The organism is Nostoc sp. GT001 (assembly GCF_030382115.1).
In the GTDB taxonomy this organism is placed as follows: Bacteria; Cyanobacteriota; Cyanobacteriia; order Cyanobacteriales; family Nostocaceae; genus Nostoc.
Genome location: NZ_JAUDRJ010000003.1, coordinates 6939619 through 6956756, shown reverse-complemented (window position 1 = coordinate 6956756; position 17138 = coordinate 6939619). Strand labels below are relative to the sequence as shown.

Annotated in this window: 12 protein-coding genes; 4 read left to right on the top strand and 8 right to left on the bottom strand. The window is 41.0% G+C overall.

The genetic code is table 11. From position 1 onward, the window contains the following. A complete protein-coding gene (tyrA, locus tag QUD05_RS32455) occupies positions 1–1092 on the bottom strand; it encodes a bifunctional chorismate mutase/prephenate dehydrogenase (RefSeq protein ID WP_289799632.1) in 1092 nt (363 codons plus the stop codon). Between the two features lie 154 nt (positions 1093–1246). Then, positions 1247–2428 carry a scytonemin biosynthesis PEP-CTERM protein ScyF gene (gene scyF / locus QUD05_RS32450; RefSeq protein ID WP_289799631.1) on the bottom strand — a complete coding sequence of 394 codons (1182 nt, stop codon included), beginning with the start codon at positions 2426–2428 and terminating at the stop codon, positions 1247–1249. A 248-nt stretch (positions 2429–2676) separates the two neighbouring features. Here scyF and QUD05_RS32445 point away from each other — a divergent pair. After that, positions 2677–3368 (top strand): IS1 family transposase gene (locus tag QUD05_RS32445; protein WP_289794349.1). Its coding sequence is split into 2 segments (ribosomal slippage): positions 2677–3001 and positions 3001–3368, totalling 693 coding nucleotides; the frame shifts between segments, so codons are not numbered across the junction. 1 nt (position 3369) lies between these two features. Here the strand turns inward: QUD05_RS32445 and QUD05_RS32440 are convergent. The 5 genes from QUD05_RS32440 to scyA all read right to left on the bottom strand — a co-directional run bounded on the left by QUD05_RS32440 (position 3370) and on the right by scyA (position 10629). Further along, positions 3370–4746 carry a ScyD/ScyE family protein gene (locus QUD05_RS32440; protein WP_289799630.1) on the bottom strand — a complete coding sequence of 459 codons (1377 nt, stop codon included), beginning with the start codon at positions 4744–4746 and terminating at the stop codon, positions 3370–3372. 129 nt (positions 4747–4875) lie between these two features. Beyond that, entirely contained in the window at positions 4876–6180 is a 1305-nt protein-coding gene (locus tag QUD05_RS32435) for a ScyD/ScyE family protein (protein ID WP_289799629.1), read from the bottom strand. Positions 6181–6269: 89 nt separating this feature from the next. Further along, positions 6270–7238, bottom strand: a complete 969-nt coding sequence (scyC, locus tag QUD05_RS32430; RefSeq protein ID WP_289799628.1) for a scytonemin biosynthesis cyclase/decarboxylase ScyC — start codon at positions 7236–7238, stop codon at positions 6270–6272. A gap of 25 nt (positions 7239–7263) precedes the next feature. Beyond that, positions 7264–8325, bottom strand: coding sequence for a tryptophan dehydrogenase ScyB (gene scyB / locus QUD05_RS32425; RefSeq protein ID WP_289799627.1), 1062 nt, complete (start codon positions 8323–8325; stop codon positions 7264–7266). 423 nt (positions 8326–8748) lie between these two features. Next, positions 8749–10629, bottom strand: coding sequence for a scytonemin biosynthesis protein ScyA (scyA, locus tag QUD05_RS32420; RefSeq protein WP_289799626.1), 1881 nt, complete (start codon positions 10627–10629; stop codon positions 8749–8751). 1799 nt (positions 10630–12428) lie between these two features. Here scyA and QUD05_RS32415 point away from each other — a divergent pair. The 3 genes from QUD05_RS32415 to QUD05_RS32405 all read left to right on the top strand — a co-directional run bounded on the left by QUD05_RS32415 (position 12429) and on the right by QUD05_RS32405 (position 15426). Next, positions 12429–13682, top strand: coding sequence for a PAS domain S-box protein (locus QUD05_RS32415; protein WP_289799625.1), 1254 nt, complete (start codon positions 12429–12431; stop codon positions 13680–13682). Further along, positions 13597–14412, top strand: coding sequence for a sensor histidine kinase (locus tag QUD05_RS32410; RefSeq protein ID WP_289799624.1), 816 nt, complete (start codon positions 13597–13599; stop codon positions 14410–14412). The genes QUD05_RS32415 and QUD05_RS32410 overlap by 86 nt, the downstream gene beginning before the upstream one ends. Positions 14413–14553: 141 nt before the next feature. Next, a complete protein-coding gene (locus tag QUD05_RS32405) occupies positions 14554–15426 on the top strand; it encodes a response regulator transcription factor (protein ID WP_289799623.1) in 873 nt (290 codons plus the stop codon). 184 nt (positions 15427–15610) lie between these two features. On the opposite strand, the gene QUD05_RS32400 is transcribed toward QUD05_RS32405, so the two are convergent. Next, positions 15611–16813 carry an AAA family ATPase gene (locus tag QUD05_RS32400; RefSeq protein ID WP_289799622.1) on the bottom strand — a complete coding sequence of 401 codons (1203 nt, stop codon included), beginning with the start codon at positions 16811–16813 and terminating at the stop codon, positions 15611–15613. Between the last annotated feature and the right edge of the window lie 325 nt (positions 16814–17138).

Below are 17138 nucleotides of genomic sequence, written 5' to 3'. Positions count from 1 at the left end.
TTAAATGCTAATATTTGTGTGCATTTTTGGTTGGAAATCACGTTGGATAGCCATTGTATTTAAAGGCTGCATAAAACTGTTGATTTTCTCTTCAAAAAAGCTTTGAGCCTTTTCAAACTCCTGAATTAATGCGTCTCTATCTTTCATCGCTACTAGTTTTGCCAAACGACTGTAAGTATCAGCTAAAAAGCTAATTGCATCACATCTTTCTTCTGTAGCTAGCATAATATCCACACATAAGTGAGGGCTTTGGGAAAACAAACGTTTAACAATGTCAATTTCTTGACGATAGTTAGAAGTTGACATGGTTAAAGTCTGTTGTATATCGATTTTTGCTTGTGCTAAGAAAACACCAAGACTAAATCTACAGAAATGTTGCGTTGCTTGAACGATCACCATCATGCGATCGTGTTCTTCAGGCGTACAAACAATTAACTCTCCACCTTGACTTTTAATCAAGTCTAAAAACCATTGAAAGGAATCATCGTTTCGACCTGGGCAGACCACTACTTTTTGTCCAAAAAACGATTTTACATCTGGCCCAAACATTGGGTGTAAACCCATGACTGGGCCAGAATGGTGTTCGAGCATTGCTTGAGTTGGCTGTGTTTTAATACTCGTAATATCACACAAAGCGGTAGTTGGCGCAAGGTATTTCGCTACACGCTTGATAACATCAACTGTATGTTCAATAGGAACGCTGACTAAAACTAATTCTGCCTGACTTAATAGTTGATCTGCATATTCCCAATCATCAGATTCGAGGACGCTAACATTATTACCTACTAGCGAAAGTTGCTCTTTAAATAATTTTCCCATCCTGCCGCATCCACCGATGATGGTAATTTGTCGGGGAGTGACATGATTTGTTGCATATTTAGGAATCAGAGTAGTATGACAACTATTTAGCACACTTGCCCAAACAGACTCAGGAATACCAGCTTCAGCAAGTAGGGTAGCGACATCAGCCAGTTGCTCATCTAAAGAAGGTTGTTCTGATGCTGCTAATAATGATATGCGATCGCTCAATAAAGCGATCAACCTCTGGTCAGTTTTTTTCAGCCGATCTGAATAAGAGGATTTCAAAGACATTTTTCTTCCAATTTTCAAATATCAACAAGTTATTCTTGACAACTCAATTTAGGCAAAATATCCCAAGTTATTTGTCCTGAAGGTTTGTAGTAAGTACTTCAGTGCTTAAAAAATAAAGACTAAAGTCCTTACTACGAACTTGCTTACCTGACTACTAGCACTGTTTTTGCAATTCTTTCTGTAGTTGTCCGCGTTTCCGCAATGTGACGGTAACAGCCCCAAATCCAAGCAATGCTAAACCCAATGCTGAACTAGATTCCGGTACTTGCCTTCTGCCCTCTACGTTTAACACCTGAACGCGACCTTGAAAGAAATCGCCCACATAAAGCTTGCCATCTTTGAGGCTTGTACCACCAGTCCAGTTAAATCTGCCTGGTGTGAGGTCGAGTGGATTACCAAAAGGAGGACCAGTTAATGCTGGAGGCGGGACTAAGTTGCCTGATGCATCTAGGGCTGGTTGGCCGTAGGAAGTCAAGAAGTTACCGTTTTTATCAAATACCTGAACGCGGCTGTTGATAGAATCAGCTACATAAACGTTCTCTTGGTCGTCCACTTCGATGCCAATTGGCTGAAGAAGCTGTCCAGGTTCGCTACCTGCTGAACCAAATGCCAACAGAGGATTACCATTTGGATCGAGTACTTGAACGCGGTTGTTATACTGGTCAGCTACAAAGATATTTCCACTAACTGGGGAAATTCTTACACCTGCTACACCTTGGAATTGCCCAGGTGCAGAGCCATTGGCGCCACCAATCACACCAATTTGCTGTCCCTCTGATGTGAATTTAAGAATCCTTTCGCCGTTAAAATCACCTACGTAAACGTTGCCAGTTTTGTCAAAAGTTACACCAGATGGCCCAAAGAAAAACCTACCTGGTACGAGAGGGGTAAATTCTCCATTTGCAAAGGATCTAATAAAGTTACCCTGAGAATCGAATTGATTGATGCGGTTGTTGTAAACATCACCTGCATACAAATCCCCTGTTACGGGATTAAAGTCTACAGTTGTTGGCTCGTCGAACTGTCCGGGTCCTGTGCCGCCGGAGCCAATTGCTCCAATATACTGACCGCTTGGACTAAATTTTTCAATTTTGTTACCGAGGTTGTAGTTAGGAGTACCATCGGCCGGGTTAATACCGCGTCCGTTAGCTATGAGGGTATTCCCTTGGCTATCCACCGCTATACCTTGGGGAACAAACAGTTCTCCAGGGCCGAAACCAGGACTACCGATACTTCTGTCGTAAGTTAATGTTACAGCATTGGCTGGGGCTGCTGTTGCCAACACCATGAATCCAGTACCGAGAATTCCGATTGAGAAATTTTTGACTAATCCCATGAGTTTGAAGTCCTGGTTGTATGAGTGTATACTCGTTCCTAGACTAATTTCGTTCCCCGTCCCAGTTTGGGAACCCTAATATTCGGGCTGCTGCCTCTTGTTTGAAATGCAACTTTCTATGTAAGGCAGCAGCCTATTTTCTAACCATTACCTGACACCAGGTAATGAGGAATTAGACTATCTCTGCTTTGGGTAGCAATTCACCCAGCGGCGTTGCATAATGGCGGTATGAATTGAGGTAAAACTGGATGGAATGTCCGCGTTGTGGGTCGTCTCATATCCGTAAGAACGGAAATAAAAGAGGTAAACAGAATCACATTTGCTGTAATTGCGATCGCCAATTTATTGATCGGTACGAACCACCTCAAGGATACAGTGATGAAGTGAAACGGGAATGCCTGAAAATGTACGTTAATGGTATGGGATTTCGTGGCATTGAACGGGTCAAAGGTGTGCATCACACGACATTGATTACTTGGGTAAAACTTGTAGGAGAACTGCTACCTGATGTTTATGATCCAGAGACAATTCCAGAAGTTGGCGAACTCGATGAACTAGAAACGTTCGTCGGCTCAAAAAAAACAAAGTTTGGCTTTGGACAGCAGTGAACCACTTCACACAAGGTATTTTAGCGTGGGTTTTGGGCGACCATAGCGCCGAAACTTTTCGACCGTTATGGGATATTGTAGGTACTTGGCAATGCTATTTCTATGTCACGGATGGATGGTTGGTCTATCCAGGCTTTATTCCAGAGGGCGACCAGATTGTGAGCAAGACTTACATGACACGAGTTGAGGGGGAAAACACCCGGTTGCGCCACTATCTCGCTCGATTGCATCGAAAAACGCTATGTTATTCCAAATCAGCACAAATGCTGAAATACTCGATTCGATTGCTACTTCACTATCTCAAGTTTTGGGATGTTCCAGTTTCAGTATGATTCATACCGCCATTATGCAACGCCCACCCAGCTTGTCTTGGCGTTTGCGCTTGGCGATCGCACCAGTTGCGCCTACACTAGCAAGTGCTAATAAGCTAAGTATTGAAGTAGGTTCAGGGACTTTTTCGGCAACGATACCATCTACCCGAACAACCGATCCTAGTTCTGGGCCAACTCCGCGTTTGGTGATGTATATTTGCCCGTCAGGGCCAATATCGATTCCAGCAGACGATTCCAGCCCTTCACCAGCAGCAACCAAGGTTGTACGAGTTAGATCGGGAGCAACTTTAATCAGAGAACCGGGAAGGAACCGCAAGTCACCCTTCAACTGAGACTCATCACCGAACTGCAACACTAGCAAGTTGCCTTGATCATCAAAGGTTAAGTCAGTGATTTGCGTAAACCCATCTAGGAAAACCTCTGGGTTGCCATCGTCGCCGATGCGGAAGATCCGCGATTCATTTTCTGGATATGGAAAACCTGAGTATTCGGCAACGTATAAGGCTCCATCGGGGCCAATCGTGCCACCTGTAGGTACTGCTTGAATTGCGATGTTTCCTCCTGGAAGTATTTCTACTAAACCTGGAGGTAGTTCTTGTCCTGGTGGAAGGGGTGGCAATGTTGAAGCACTAAGGACTTTCTTGGGAATTGCAATTGCCTCAGACTCACTTCCGTCAAGTTTGATTTTGTAAGCGGTGTTTCCACCACCGTCAACTACATAAGCAGTATCACCATTAACGGTCAAATCAAAGGGATTGGTAACTACATCCCCACCGTCTGGGTTATTAGTGATTTCATACTTGCCGAAGTCGAAAATACTTTCCAGCTTTCCGGTATTCAAGTCAGCTTTGAAAAGTTGTGCTAAAAGCGGAGTATTCAGTACTTTATCGGGTGTGGATGGCGGGAAAGTAGCAAGTTGCTGTGGTGGGATAGTGAATTGAGAACCAAGGTTAAGTGATTCTAGATCACGATTTCCTGGATAACCAGCAAACCCAGTTAGAAGATAAGCATTCCCCAGAGAGTCGAATTGTATATCTTGAATACCAGCGCCTTGGTTGCCACTGGGTTGCTCTGCTATAGATTCAAAGTTATTGAATAGACGCTGTTTGGTGCCATCTGATGCAACTTTGACCAGCGAACCACTATTACCAGCACAGATCGGCTGAAACAAGGTACTTGGAGATGGTTGGCAATTTCCGTTTCCTCCGATACCTGGCTCTGCTACGTAAAGACTGCCGTCTAGGCCAAAGCTAACACCCCGTGCATTACTGATTCCATCGACAATTGTCGTTAGTGTTGCAGCTTGTACAGATGGTGTTCCGCAAATAGCAGCAAAACAAAATGTCAGAGATGTAAGAGCAAATGATTTGAGTTTCATACCTTTCAAGGGAGATTAAGAGTTACTAATTTTGGGAAAGTTTTATGGTTTTAAAGAGAAGGAATTCTAAGTCCCTGAAGAATGCAGGGTAAATGTCCTTGAGAGGCACTGATATTGGTTTGAAACTTTTTACTTGAGCGCCACAACTCTATCTGTGAGAGGTTTAGAGTTTCTTTTCTTGTGCAACCAAGCAACGCCAAAAGCACCGATCGCTAATACGCCGAAAGCAGAACTCGGTTCAGGGACAGATTTGATATTTTCAATTCTGAGAACTTGTCCAAGTCCAGGGCGATCGCCTCGGTTGGTGACGTATACTGCACCATCAGCACCAATAGTCAAGGCGCTAGGCGACTCTAATCCATTGCCACTCAGCAGAGTTGTGCGTGTGCCATTGGGAGCTATTTTGATGACAGAACCATCAAAATTACCCTTCCAAGCTGACTGATTGGCGTACTGCAAAGCATATAAATTGCCTTCAGTATCAAATTCCAAGTCGGTGAGTTGGGTAAAACCATCGGCGAAGACTGATGATTTACCATCAGCAGCGACTCGATAGATTTTTGCCCCACCTTCAGGGAAGGGGAAACCAGTAAACTGGCTGACATAATAAGCACCATCGGGGCCTTTTGCCACCCCTGAAGGTACTGGTTGAGTTGCAAACTGCGATGGGCGAAGCCCCGCCTTCGGCGTTCGCACCACTTCACCTTGAGATGGCACTTGGGCTGGTTCATTAGATGGTGTACCGGAGGGTGGAAAAACTGGATTAGTTAATATGTCTTGGGGAAACGCAACTATGGCCTGCAAATTACTGCTATCAGTATTCACACTGAGTAAGTCGTTTGCACCTGCATCAACTGCAACTAACTTATTGCCATCTATGACAAAACCCAAAGGATTGCTACCGACATCACCACCATCGGGATTATTGGCGAGTTCATAGTTACCTATATCAGCAACACTCGTCCAGGAATTGGTATTAAAATCGGGAGCAATGATTTTACCGAGGTCAGTGTAACCTAAATTGCGATCGCGAAAGGTCGGATTCGCTCCATATCCAATCAGAACATAAGGTTTACCTGTAGCATCAAATTTAATATCACGAGGACCACTAGCTCCAGTCCCATCTGGTAATGCTATGGAAGGAAGTCCTGTAAGTATGCGTTCGGTTTTACCATTCTCAATTTTGGTAACTGCCCCACTTGTGCCATAGCATAAAGAGTCACCTTGACCGCTTGCTGGTGGAACACAACCGCCACTTCCCCCGATTCCCGCCTCTGTAACATAGAGATTACCATCAGGACTAAAGCTTAGTCCTCCGGCATTATATAGACCGTCGGCGATTACTGAAAAGGATGCAGCTGAGGCAGCTTTCATTCCTGAAAAAGCGGCAACACAAAAAGTGAGGAAAGTAATAGTAAGTGGCTTCAGTTTCATGTGTTGCAATAAGGCTAATCGTGGGGAGTTGAGAGGTGAATTTTAAACGCAGAGGGACGCAGAGGGAAGCGCAGAGTAGCGCTGAGGTTTTAATTAGTTAGTAGTGATTCTTGAATTTTTGGTAGATAGCTCATTCCTCGGTCAAATGATTTGAGGTTGCCAGCTTTGGCTTCGAGTAAACGTTTGATGTTCATGCTCTCAGCACCATAGTCTTCAATCTGAAGTTTGCCGTGGGTGACAGTTCCATCTGTTTTCCAGAATGTAATTCGATGTAGGATAAAACCAGAGGCTTCTGGGTCAGCGAAAGAGTATGCAGTTGGAATAAGTAAAGCTACAGAACGCTGATAATATTCGTAATCTGGATAAAAATGTTCTTGTTCAAGTAAGTAGTATTTACTCAAAGAATGAACTCGCACAGAAACTTTTACTTTTTGGTCATATTCATCTTTGAATTCACCTGATTCAGCAGTGATCTCACCATTGGGTCGCAGTAAATGCGCCCACTCATCTACATTTTTTAAGTCTTTTAAGTATTCAATGCCGATCTCAATTGGGGCATCAACATAAATAGTGTCTGTATCGATAAAGTGGCTTCCTTTGGCTGCTGAGGTTAGACCAGCTTTGCGTTCCAAATTACCTTTGAGAGAACGACATTCAGAAGTGTGTACTGTATGAATTCCCTGCATAATCATCTGAGTCTGCCGTTTGGGATCGACAAAGCTCAACCAGTGAAAATACACACCTTTTTCATCTGTTCCAGGCTCGATATAATCTGTAGGAAATAGCAAGACAGGATAAACCTGAAAATATTTCTGATACTCTAATCCACAGTGCCACTCAATGCCGTAGAAAAGCGGATTTTCTAGTTTTTTAACATGATAGTAAAGATTTTTGTGATAACCAGACGCAGTTCCGAGCCAGGTATCTTCGTCAATTTGCTCTTTCATCCGGCTATAAAGCGTCCATTCATCTAAGTTCTTCAAGCTGCAAAGATACTCAAAAGCGCTCTCTGGTGAAGTTGCAATATAAGCTGATGTCGCAAAGGTATTTTTTTCCATTTCTCACCCCTGAAGATAATAATAATTAGGCTGCGATCGCTGTACTCTGATTTTGCTTACCGTTCTTGATCCGGTCTTCTGCTAATCGTCTAGCAGCATCGTTAGTAGTAACTCCTTGCTCTTTCGCAATTTCAAAAATTGCTAATAGCGTGTCATAAATGTTATGCACTTGCTTGAAAGCTTTTTCTTCGTCATAACCAATCATTTCGTTGTAAACATTGATTAGTCCTCCAGCATTAATTACATAATCAGGGCTGTAAAGAATTCCTTTTTTAGCAAGCATTTGACTATGTAGTTGCTCATTTTCTAATTGATTATTAGCTGCACCAGCAATAATCGAAGCTTGCAGGAAAGGAATTGTATGACTATTCAGAATTCCTCCTAAAGCACAAGGAGCAAATATATCTACATCCAGTGAGTAAATTTCGGTTGGTTCTACAACGGTTGCGCCAAAAAGCTGTTTCACTTCTTCCGCTTTTACTGGATCTACATCACTCACAAAAAGCTGGACATCATGCTCATGTAAGTGACGACAGAGATTTTTACCAACATTTCCTAAGCCTTGAACTGCAACCTTCATGCCATCAAGTCTTTTACTCTGCCAATGAGATTCTACAGCGGCTTTAATTCCGAGAAAAACTCCTAGTGATGTTATGGGAGCAGGCCCGCCAGATTTTTCTGATACCCCAACAACATATTTAGTTTCTTGACTAATTGTCCGCACATCATCAGGAGTAATATTGACATCTTGTCCAGTAATAAAACGCCCATTCAAGCTATCAACAAAACGTCCATAAGCTCTCAATAGATCGTCTGTTTTATTTTCAGGATTAGCGATAATGACTGCTTTTCCACCACCAGCCGGAATATTGGCACAGGCTGCTTTATATGTCATTCCACGGCTTAGACGAAGTGCATCTTTTAAAGCAGCTTCTTCGTTGACATAAGGTAAGATTCTTGTAGCTCCCATCGCGGGGCCCAAGGTTGTGTCATGGATAGCAATAATTGCTTTAATTTCGGGATTTTTACCATGACAGAAAAGAACTTGTTCGTGACCCATTTCTCTAACAGTTTCAAATAGTAGCATCTTGACCTCTCGATATTGTTTGGGATTGGTTAGAGAAAGTAATTAACATTACAAAATGTAAATGGATAGACACAAAAGTCCTCTGGAAGATTAGGATTGGATGAAGTAAGAAAGATTTTTGTGTTCAAATAAACATTTAAAATTCCAGTTTGGTGAGTGTAGTTATTAGCTGGAATAAGAGAATAAGGAAACGAACCGCAAAGGGCGCAGAGAACGCAAAGTTAAGAAAGCTTTAAAGGGTTTTTGCATCAGTGTTGTGAATTTTTGAAAGATTGGGATGCTCCCGTGTTTTACTCTCTTCCTTCGCGTCCTTTGTGTCCTTCTCTAACGAGACGCTGCGCGAATGCGGTTCGTTAAAAAAAATCTTTGAGCCGGAAGAGAGTAATATCTACAACAATCGAATAAGATTGCCAGCTTTTAAAATCAAACCATTGGAAAAGAAACTTGTTTGGCTGCATTTTTCGCGGCACTTGATTTAACTCCTTGTGCTGCCAAACTCTTATTACGTCCACCAGAAGGTGCTGGGCGATCGGCATCAATCACTACATCGATTAAAAAGGGAACAGTTGATGCGATCGCTTGTTCTAATGCGGCTTCAATATCTGACTCTCTGACTACGACGATCGCTTCCGCTCCCATCCCACGAGCAATCATGGCAAAGTTCGTCGGTGGAAGTGTGGCATCTGCACCCTTTAACCCCAAGATTTTCATCCCTTGATGGCACATGTTGTAACGCGCATCGTTAAGTACAATCCAGATTGCGGGAATTTTGTATTTCACAGCTGTGCTGATTTCGTTATTCATCAGCATTGCTCCATCGCCGACAATACCCACAGCCTTACTATTGTTCGCCAACGCTGCACCCAATACTCCGGTGACGGCGTGACCCATTGCTCCGACTCCGGTGCTGACTCGGTAACGATTGGCTTCGGCAAATTGTAGTAAATGAGTTGACCAAGTAAAGGAGTTACCGCACTCTGCCATTACTATCGCATCGCTACCCTCAACAACGATCTTTTGAATTGCTGCCATCAATACTTCTGGACGTACTGGATAGTCTACGTCTGATGCAGGTTCAATTGCTTTGTGTTCTGGGCGAGGTAACAGCATTGTGGAATCAGGAGCATCTGGCAATTGCTGCAACAACTCTTTCACAAAAGCTTTGATGTCAGACCGAACTCCGAAAGTTTCAACGTGGGGATAGGCTACACCTGGAACTTCCGGGTCAATATCAACATGGATAAAACCTCTTTTTGGAACTAGCGCCGAACTCCAGAAGGAAGTCGGTTCGCCAAGACGGGTTCCTAATACGAGTGTGCGTAGTGGAGGCTGTTCTTCCATATAAGTTAAGACGGAAGCATGGCCGCCTAAACCTGTGACACCCACAAATTGGCGATGATCTTCAGGGAAAATACCTTTACCACGGGGTGAGCAGATAACGGCGGCTCCGGTTCTTTCAGCGAGTTCAAGGATTTCAGCTGCTGCGTCACGCGCACCGAAACCAACCCAGATAGCAAAGGGGCCAGATGATAATAACTCTACCGATTTAGCGATCGCTTCTTTGGAAGCAGTCATTGGAAAGGGAGAAATATCTAGCTGAGGTAAGGCTATATCCTCAACTAAACTTGTCTGCACAGCAGTAGGAATGCTCAAATGGGCGACAAATCCGCCTGGTTGCGCCATAGCTAAAGCCAATTTACGAAAAATCTGCGGTAGTTGAGCCGCAGATTCAATCGTGATTGCATAATTGAATAACGCTCCTGGGGTAAAAATTCCCCCACTTGGCAATGTATAAGTACTGGTTTCTTGAATTGCCCAACGTCCACGCTGCGGTGCTGAGGTGCAAGCTGACAACAAAATTACCTTTGCACCTTCACCACGAGCCGAGAACAATCCGGTCAGAGCGTTGGTGATCCCCGGCCCTGCTGTGGTAAAAACTACAGTGGGGCGATTATTCGCAAAGTAAGCTTCGGTGGCTGCAAATGCGGCTCCGGCTTCATGGCGGAAGTTCAACACCTCTATACTGCTATTGGATAATGCACCCCAAAGGCTGGCCATTGCACCACCAGCGACACCAAAAGCGTAGCCTACTCCCAAATTTTCCAACATTTGAGCGATCGCATCGGCAACTGAGAGCGTTGGAGCAATATTATCGTTTAAAAAAGGCTGAATTCCCCCATTCTTCTCTAATGCATCAAGCTGACGGGAGTCAGACACAGATTCTACATATCTGTTCTCTGGAAGTTCTTTGTATGGCTCAGTGGTGATGAGAGGAGAGTTTGAACCAGTATAATTTTGACTCATTAGTTTCACGTAATTACAGAAAGTTACACAAAGGCTTTTTAGTTTACAATCACAGCGCTAGAAATATTTAATACAAACAACTCTGTTGTTTCTCACAGCTATAATCTAGCTTTGTCAAGAATAGAAATGGCTGATCGCTGCTGATTGATGCTTGTGAGCGCAGTACCAAAAAATTTTTACCGAAAGCATACAACAGTTGAGGCTGTGCTTCTTGTCACCAGAATAAAGGAGATGAAGATTGTCGTGCAATCAAAAATCTTTTGATGGGGGTGTCAAATTTTTCGCTTCTATGGTGGTGATTACAGTATTTAAGTAGATTAGCGGGAAAAAACTAAATGGTGTAAAGATATATAAACTAGCAATTAACCCGAAGTTAAGCGTGTCTCAGAATCTTTACAAAACTTCATATAGCTAGCTTTAATAGCACCGATCTAGTTAATAAACCCCTGATTAGGTTCTTATCCACTACAAGAAAAACCTAATTTACAATGAAAAATCTTTTGGTGTAGGTGTCAATTCTTTCGCTTTAATTGTAATTGTGACATTTGCAACTTAGTCACCTGAAAGATTGATATTCTGCGTAGGCGTAGCCCGCCGTAGGCATCGCACAAACGGTACATTGATAGATTTACAATAGGAAATCTTGTGATGTAGGTGTCAATTCTTTCGCTTTAGAACTTACACAACTTTTTATCCGAATTTAAGTACGAGGCGATTTAGCGGTCTTTATATTGCCAGCAAAAACTTTTTGAGTCAATTACTTGTAACGATAAAGACATCATTTTTCAACTTTTTATAGTTCCTTTGAGGGATGACAAAGTATTAAGTATGTAAATATCTTAAAAAATGTGTTTTGTAATACATAAGTAGGCGGTAATAATTAAATATAAGACCTATGTAGACCTATGTAGGTTGGGTTGAGGTACGAAACCCAACATCAGCATGGGTTATGCTATCGCTAACCCATCCTACGTTTGATTCCACCCACCTACTTAGACAATGGACATATTATATTTAGTATACGAATGCAGTGTTTCTTTAAGATAAAACGAACACAATCCTATACGTAAAAATACAAGCATGATATTAATACAAATGTACTCCTTGCGACGGATGACTAAGCATATTCTTCTATAGTTAAATCCCTGAGAGAGTAAGTTAAGATAAATTAAGAAAATGAGTTGAAGTTTATTTATTTAAGCCAGGTTCAGCACTGCAAATTCATTTATGTTGAAAATCAAACGACTCTACACAAGTAGTTCGCCAAAGTCCTTGGTACGGAAAATGTTAAAGGATAAAAATTTTTATCCTTTAACCTTTCCCCAGTGGAAACCCAGGAATTTTAGGTTGATGAACTCTTGTAGAGACGTAGTATTGCTACGTCTCTACAAGAGTTATTGATAACGCATAATTAATTTGTGGAGATGTCTATGAATTAGTTCTGGTGCAGAACGAGTTTAAATTGAAAATATCTTTTCTACTTATAGATTAAGAGTTTTGAACTCTTATCTAATAAGCTTGATTGGCTAATCTAGATTTGATTTGTCCAGATTTAGTGTTGCCATAAAAAGCTATTTAAGTCAATAAGATTTTTTTAAATATTTAGTTTTTTTAGGAATATTTGGTTCAACAATTTACATTTTATTGGTATGATAAGTTTTATTAAGGTAATTAGTAATGTTTTTAATATACTAACTAATTTTATTTTTTCACAGCCGAACAGTACACCAAAGATTTTAGTAAGTTATGACTATTAACTCATTAATGGGCATGGTGCTGATTGATTACCAGGAGGAAGTATGAATATGAATTCTGGCGAATATACACTAGCTAGATCAAACAATCAATGGGCACTACAACCAGAAATAGAGATGAAGTTTGCTCACTTTCTAATAAATCACGCTGTGGATGCTGCCTTCTGTTTAGGAGCAAATGCGCAGTTTCTTTACGTTAACGATGCCACTTGTCTGATGACTGAGTATTCCCGTGAGGAATTACTTTCTATGCGGCTGCATGATATAGATGTAGATTTTTCGCTGCATAATTGGTCAGATATTAGCTCACAGGGTTCCCTTACCTTTAAATCTCGCTATCGGACAAAAGGAGGTCGGATATTTCTGGTAGAAATATCTATGAACTATGTAAAACACCAAGATATGGAATTTGGCTGTGCCTTTGCTCGTGAAAAAACTGATGAAATAGTAGAATTGAGCGTGCAAAAGTGGACTGATGAATTAAAAGATGCCAAAGACAATTTGCAACAAGAATTTTCTCAACTCAAGTCCAAAGAAGTAGAACTAGAAACATCTCTTTGTTTACTTCGTTCTACTCTTGAGTCTACTGCCATTGGTATTGTTGCAGTTAACTTTGAGGGAGATATTCTAAGCTTGAATCAGAAATTTGTGGATATGTGGCAAATCCCGGAATCCCTAATATTATCTAAAAAATGTCCTCGATGCAAAGCATTTTTTGAGAACCAACTTAAAGATCCACAAGCCTTTAGTCGGCTGATTTGGGAAGTATCTAGCCAATCTGATTTCGAGAGCTACGATATTCTGGAGTTGAAAGATGGAAGAGTTTTTGCACATTACTCTAAACCTCAGTTGCTTGAGGGTAAAATTATTGGGAGAGTGTGGAGTATTTGGGACATTACTGAATCGAAACAGACTGAAGAAGCATTACGTCTGAACGCAACTAGATTTCGGACTTTAGCAGAAACGACAGATGCTAGCACTTTTCTGATTCAAGGTACGCGGCTTTGCTATGTAAATCCGGCAGTAGAACAACTCACTGGCTATACAAAAGAAGAACTACTAACAGGTTTCGATCTTCGCCGACTGATTAAGAGCAAAAAACGCAGGCAAGTACGTAACCCGGATGAAGCTGGTAATTTTGAATACCAGGAGATGAATATTTTAACAAAAAAAGGCACGGAGCGCTGGCTAGCCTGTGCAGTTGCCAAGCTTGATGGAGCCTGGATTTTGGGGAAACCCAGTCGAACTGATTGCAGGTATCGATATTACCGATTACAAATATGCAGAATTAGGTCTTAACCAAGCTTTAGAACAAGCCAAACAACTTAGCGAACTTAGAGCGCGTTTTCTTTCTATGGTTTGCCATCAATTCCGAACTCCATTGAATATTGTTTCATTTTCTAATAGTTTACTTAAAGAAGAAGTAGACAAACGTACACAGAAGAAAATCCAGCCATTACTCGATCACATTCAAAAAGCTACCGAACAACTGAGTCTGATGTTGGATGATATTTTGCTCTTCTCTAAAGCAGAATCAGCAAAATTAAACTTTGAGCCAAAACCGCTTGAATTAGTTCAATTTTGTCAGGATTTAGTTGCACAAATGCAGATGATTGTTAGCCAAAAATCAATCAATTTTGTAAGTCAAGATAGCTCTTTAACAGCCTATATAGATAAAAAATTACTAGAGCCGATTTTGAAGAATTTACTTGATAACGCAATTAAGTATTCTCCCTCAAATCAGGAAATTAGCTTAGAACTATCTTGCCAAAATGAAAAATTAATTTTCCAAGTCAAAGATAGAGGGATCGGGATTTTAGTAGAAGATCAACAGCGAATATTTGAGCCATTTTACCGTGGTAGTAATATCGATCGTATACCTGGTACTGGACTAGGACTATCGATTCTTAAAACCCTTGTAGATTTACATCATGGTCAAGTTTCTGTAGAAAGTGAAGTTGATGCTGGCACTATGTTTACTGTAATTCTGCCATTAATCAAATCAGAGTTTACCTGTTCCGAGTTATGAGTGTTTAAATGAAGATAGTTGTTAATTAAAAACTTAACAATCATAACTCTCGGAACGAGTTAATTAATTTCATTCCTATTTAGATACTCACCAAATAGTCTAGTAATTAGCTTCTGCAAAAATTGATTGTAATAGAAAATTATGTACGAATCGTCAAAGAAAATTCTCGTCATTGAAGATGATAGCGTTACCCGCAATCTTTATTTAAAGGGTCTTGAAGCTAAAGGTTTTGATATGATAGGCGCTCAAAACGGTCGTGTTGGTATTCAACAAGCACAAAAGGATGTACCCGACTTAGTTATTTGCGATATCACGATGCCTGATATGGATGGTTATAGCGTTTTAAATACACTACGCCAAGATCCTCTGACAGCAATTATTCCTTTCATTTTTCTGACTGGCAGTAATACTAAAGCAGATGTTCGCAAAGCTATGGAGTTGGGAGCAGATGATTATCTTACCAAACCCTCGACATTAGATGAATTGCTTAGAGCGATCGCTATTCGCTTGGAAAAGCAAGCGAATCTTCAGTACTGGTGTGCGATGAAATTCGAGAAAGCTCCAAAATCATCAGCATTTACAGATGATACTACAGCGATCGCTTCCGGTGTTGCCGTCGTCTCTGATAAAGAAGTCAAAATTTCTTCTCAGTCAATCTTTCCCTGCATTCCGCAATTAAAAGAAGTTTTCGACTTTATCGAAGCCCATTATCATGAAGGAATTACTTTGTGTGATGTGGCTGTTGCTGTTGGTTACTCATCAGCTTACTTAACTAACCGAGTAAAGGAGACAAGTGGAGAGACTGTAAACTGCTGGATTGTCAAACGCCGGATGGCAGAAGCTTGTTTTTTACTCCAAAATAATAATGAGACAGTCGAGAAGATAGCGAAAACATTGGGCTATCAGGATGTGTCTCATTTCTCCCGCCAGTTTCGCCAACATCACGGTTTACCTCCCCAAGCTTGGCGCAAAGAGCATCAACTTGTATCGCAAAAACAGGTGAAACTGTGGTGAAAGTAGATTTTATCAGAAAAATGGGTTTAAAACCCCGTGTTTCCAGCACGGCTTTAAAGTAATGAGTAATGAGTGCATGAAAAATGGGTATTTACTTATTACTTATTACTCATTACTCCAGAATCACCGTGCGTACCCTTCTCTACGAGAGGCTGCGCCAACGGCGAACACGGCGGTGAAAATGTCAAACAAATAATTGTGTAAACTCATACATTAAATCCACCCTACCTTTACGTAACATGGCTGGATCTAATCTTTCAGTAGTATTACAAGTCATCAAAATAACTAACCGTTGCTGCATCTGAATACCAGAGTCATCAATTACACTCTGATACAAAGTGCCATCCAGCAAGCTCAAAATGTGTTCGGTTTTGTTATTGTATTGCGCTACCTCCGAAGCACGATTTTGCGCTAGATTATCAGCTTCGTTAATAACGATACAAATACGCTCTATGTAAGTCGGGGGGACAAAATTAGCGATCGCATCATGATCTAAAATAAAAATTACATACCCTAAAGGCACAAGAATTTCTTTTGCTACTGCCTGTGTCCAGACTGTTTTGCCAGTACCCGGTTCTCCATGTACAACAACTGCTAACTGGTTTTGATTTAAAATCGCTTGCTGTACAGAATCAGTAAAGTTTTGGATATCTGCGGGAAATGTCCGAATGTTAAATTGACTATGAACTTTGCCTACCCGACTTTGATATCCACTCAACATTACTGCTAAGTCGTAAGTTGCTTTGTTAATTAGTGGCGCAAGATTTTGCGCCATTAAAGTATATTGTCGTCGCCCGCGATCGTAGGGATCAATTTGCAACCAAACGTCATATTTAGACCAGTAAGCATAAACAGTATTAATAACGTCTAAGCGTTCCCAACTAACGAATTTATCTATAGGAAAGTAAAAATCTCTCTCTGAGAAATACTGGGTAATAATATCAGGATTACCCAATACACCTAAAACTCGCATTACAGTAATTTCTTGCAGTCGATTAAGAACATAATCAATAGGAATATTACTACGACTGACAAATTGGACAATAGGTGTTTCCGTACTCAAAACATCTTTGTAGCGATGATCTGGTGATTGAGGATCTGGTGTGATGTAATTCCAAAACTTTTCAACTTCGTAACGGGTATTATCAGATACCACACTTAATAAATTAGCCCACCAAGCATAATTATTTCGTCCTAAAACATCAGCAACATTACTCGCTAAATTCAAACTTTTTTGACTTAATTCGCGGGAATCACTGTACAACAGTTGCCATAAAAATCCCCAGTCTAACTCTCGATTAAACGGTCGCCAACCGCAAGCAATTAAGCTTTGCCGAGTATTATTTGTAGGAGTGCCTTCGTTGCTTCTAAAATAGTCAAAAACCATATTTATCGGTTATGCAGCGTTAATTAAGTTATTTTGTGTTAAATAGGAAGTTTTGAAAAATTTTTCTCGTAATATCAACTAATTGCATAGAAATGGTAATTGTATTTCCACTGTAGTGGCGAGGAAGTCTTTTTAATTTAACTCATTACTCTTGTAATATACTGTATTACAAAGTGACTACTTGTGTCAACTTTTTTGACAAACCAATTGGTAAGTGAGTGTTTACTTTTAGCGATTGATGTACCTGCACTACTTATCCGTCTGTAGATGAGGACTAACAGCGCATTTCAAGTTGATGAAGTACATAAGCTAGTCTCNAAAGCCA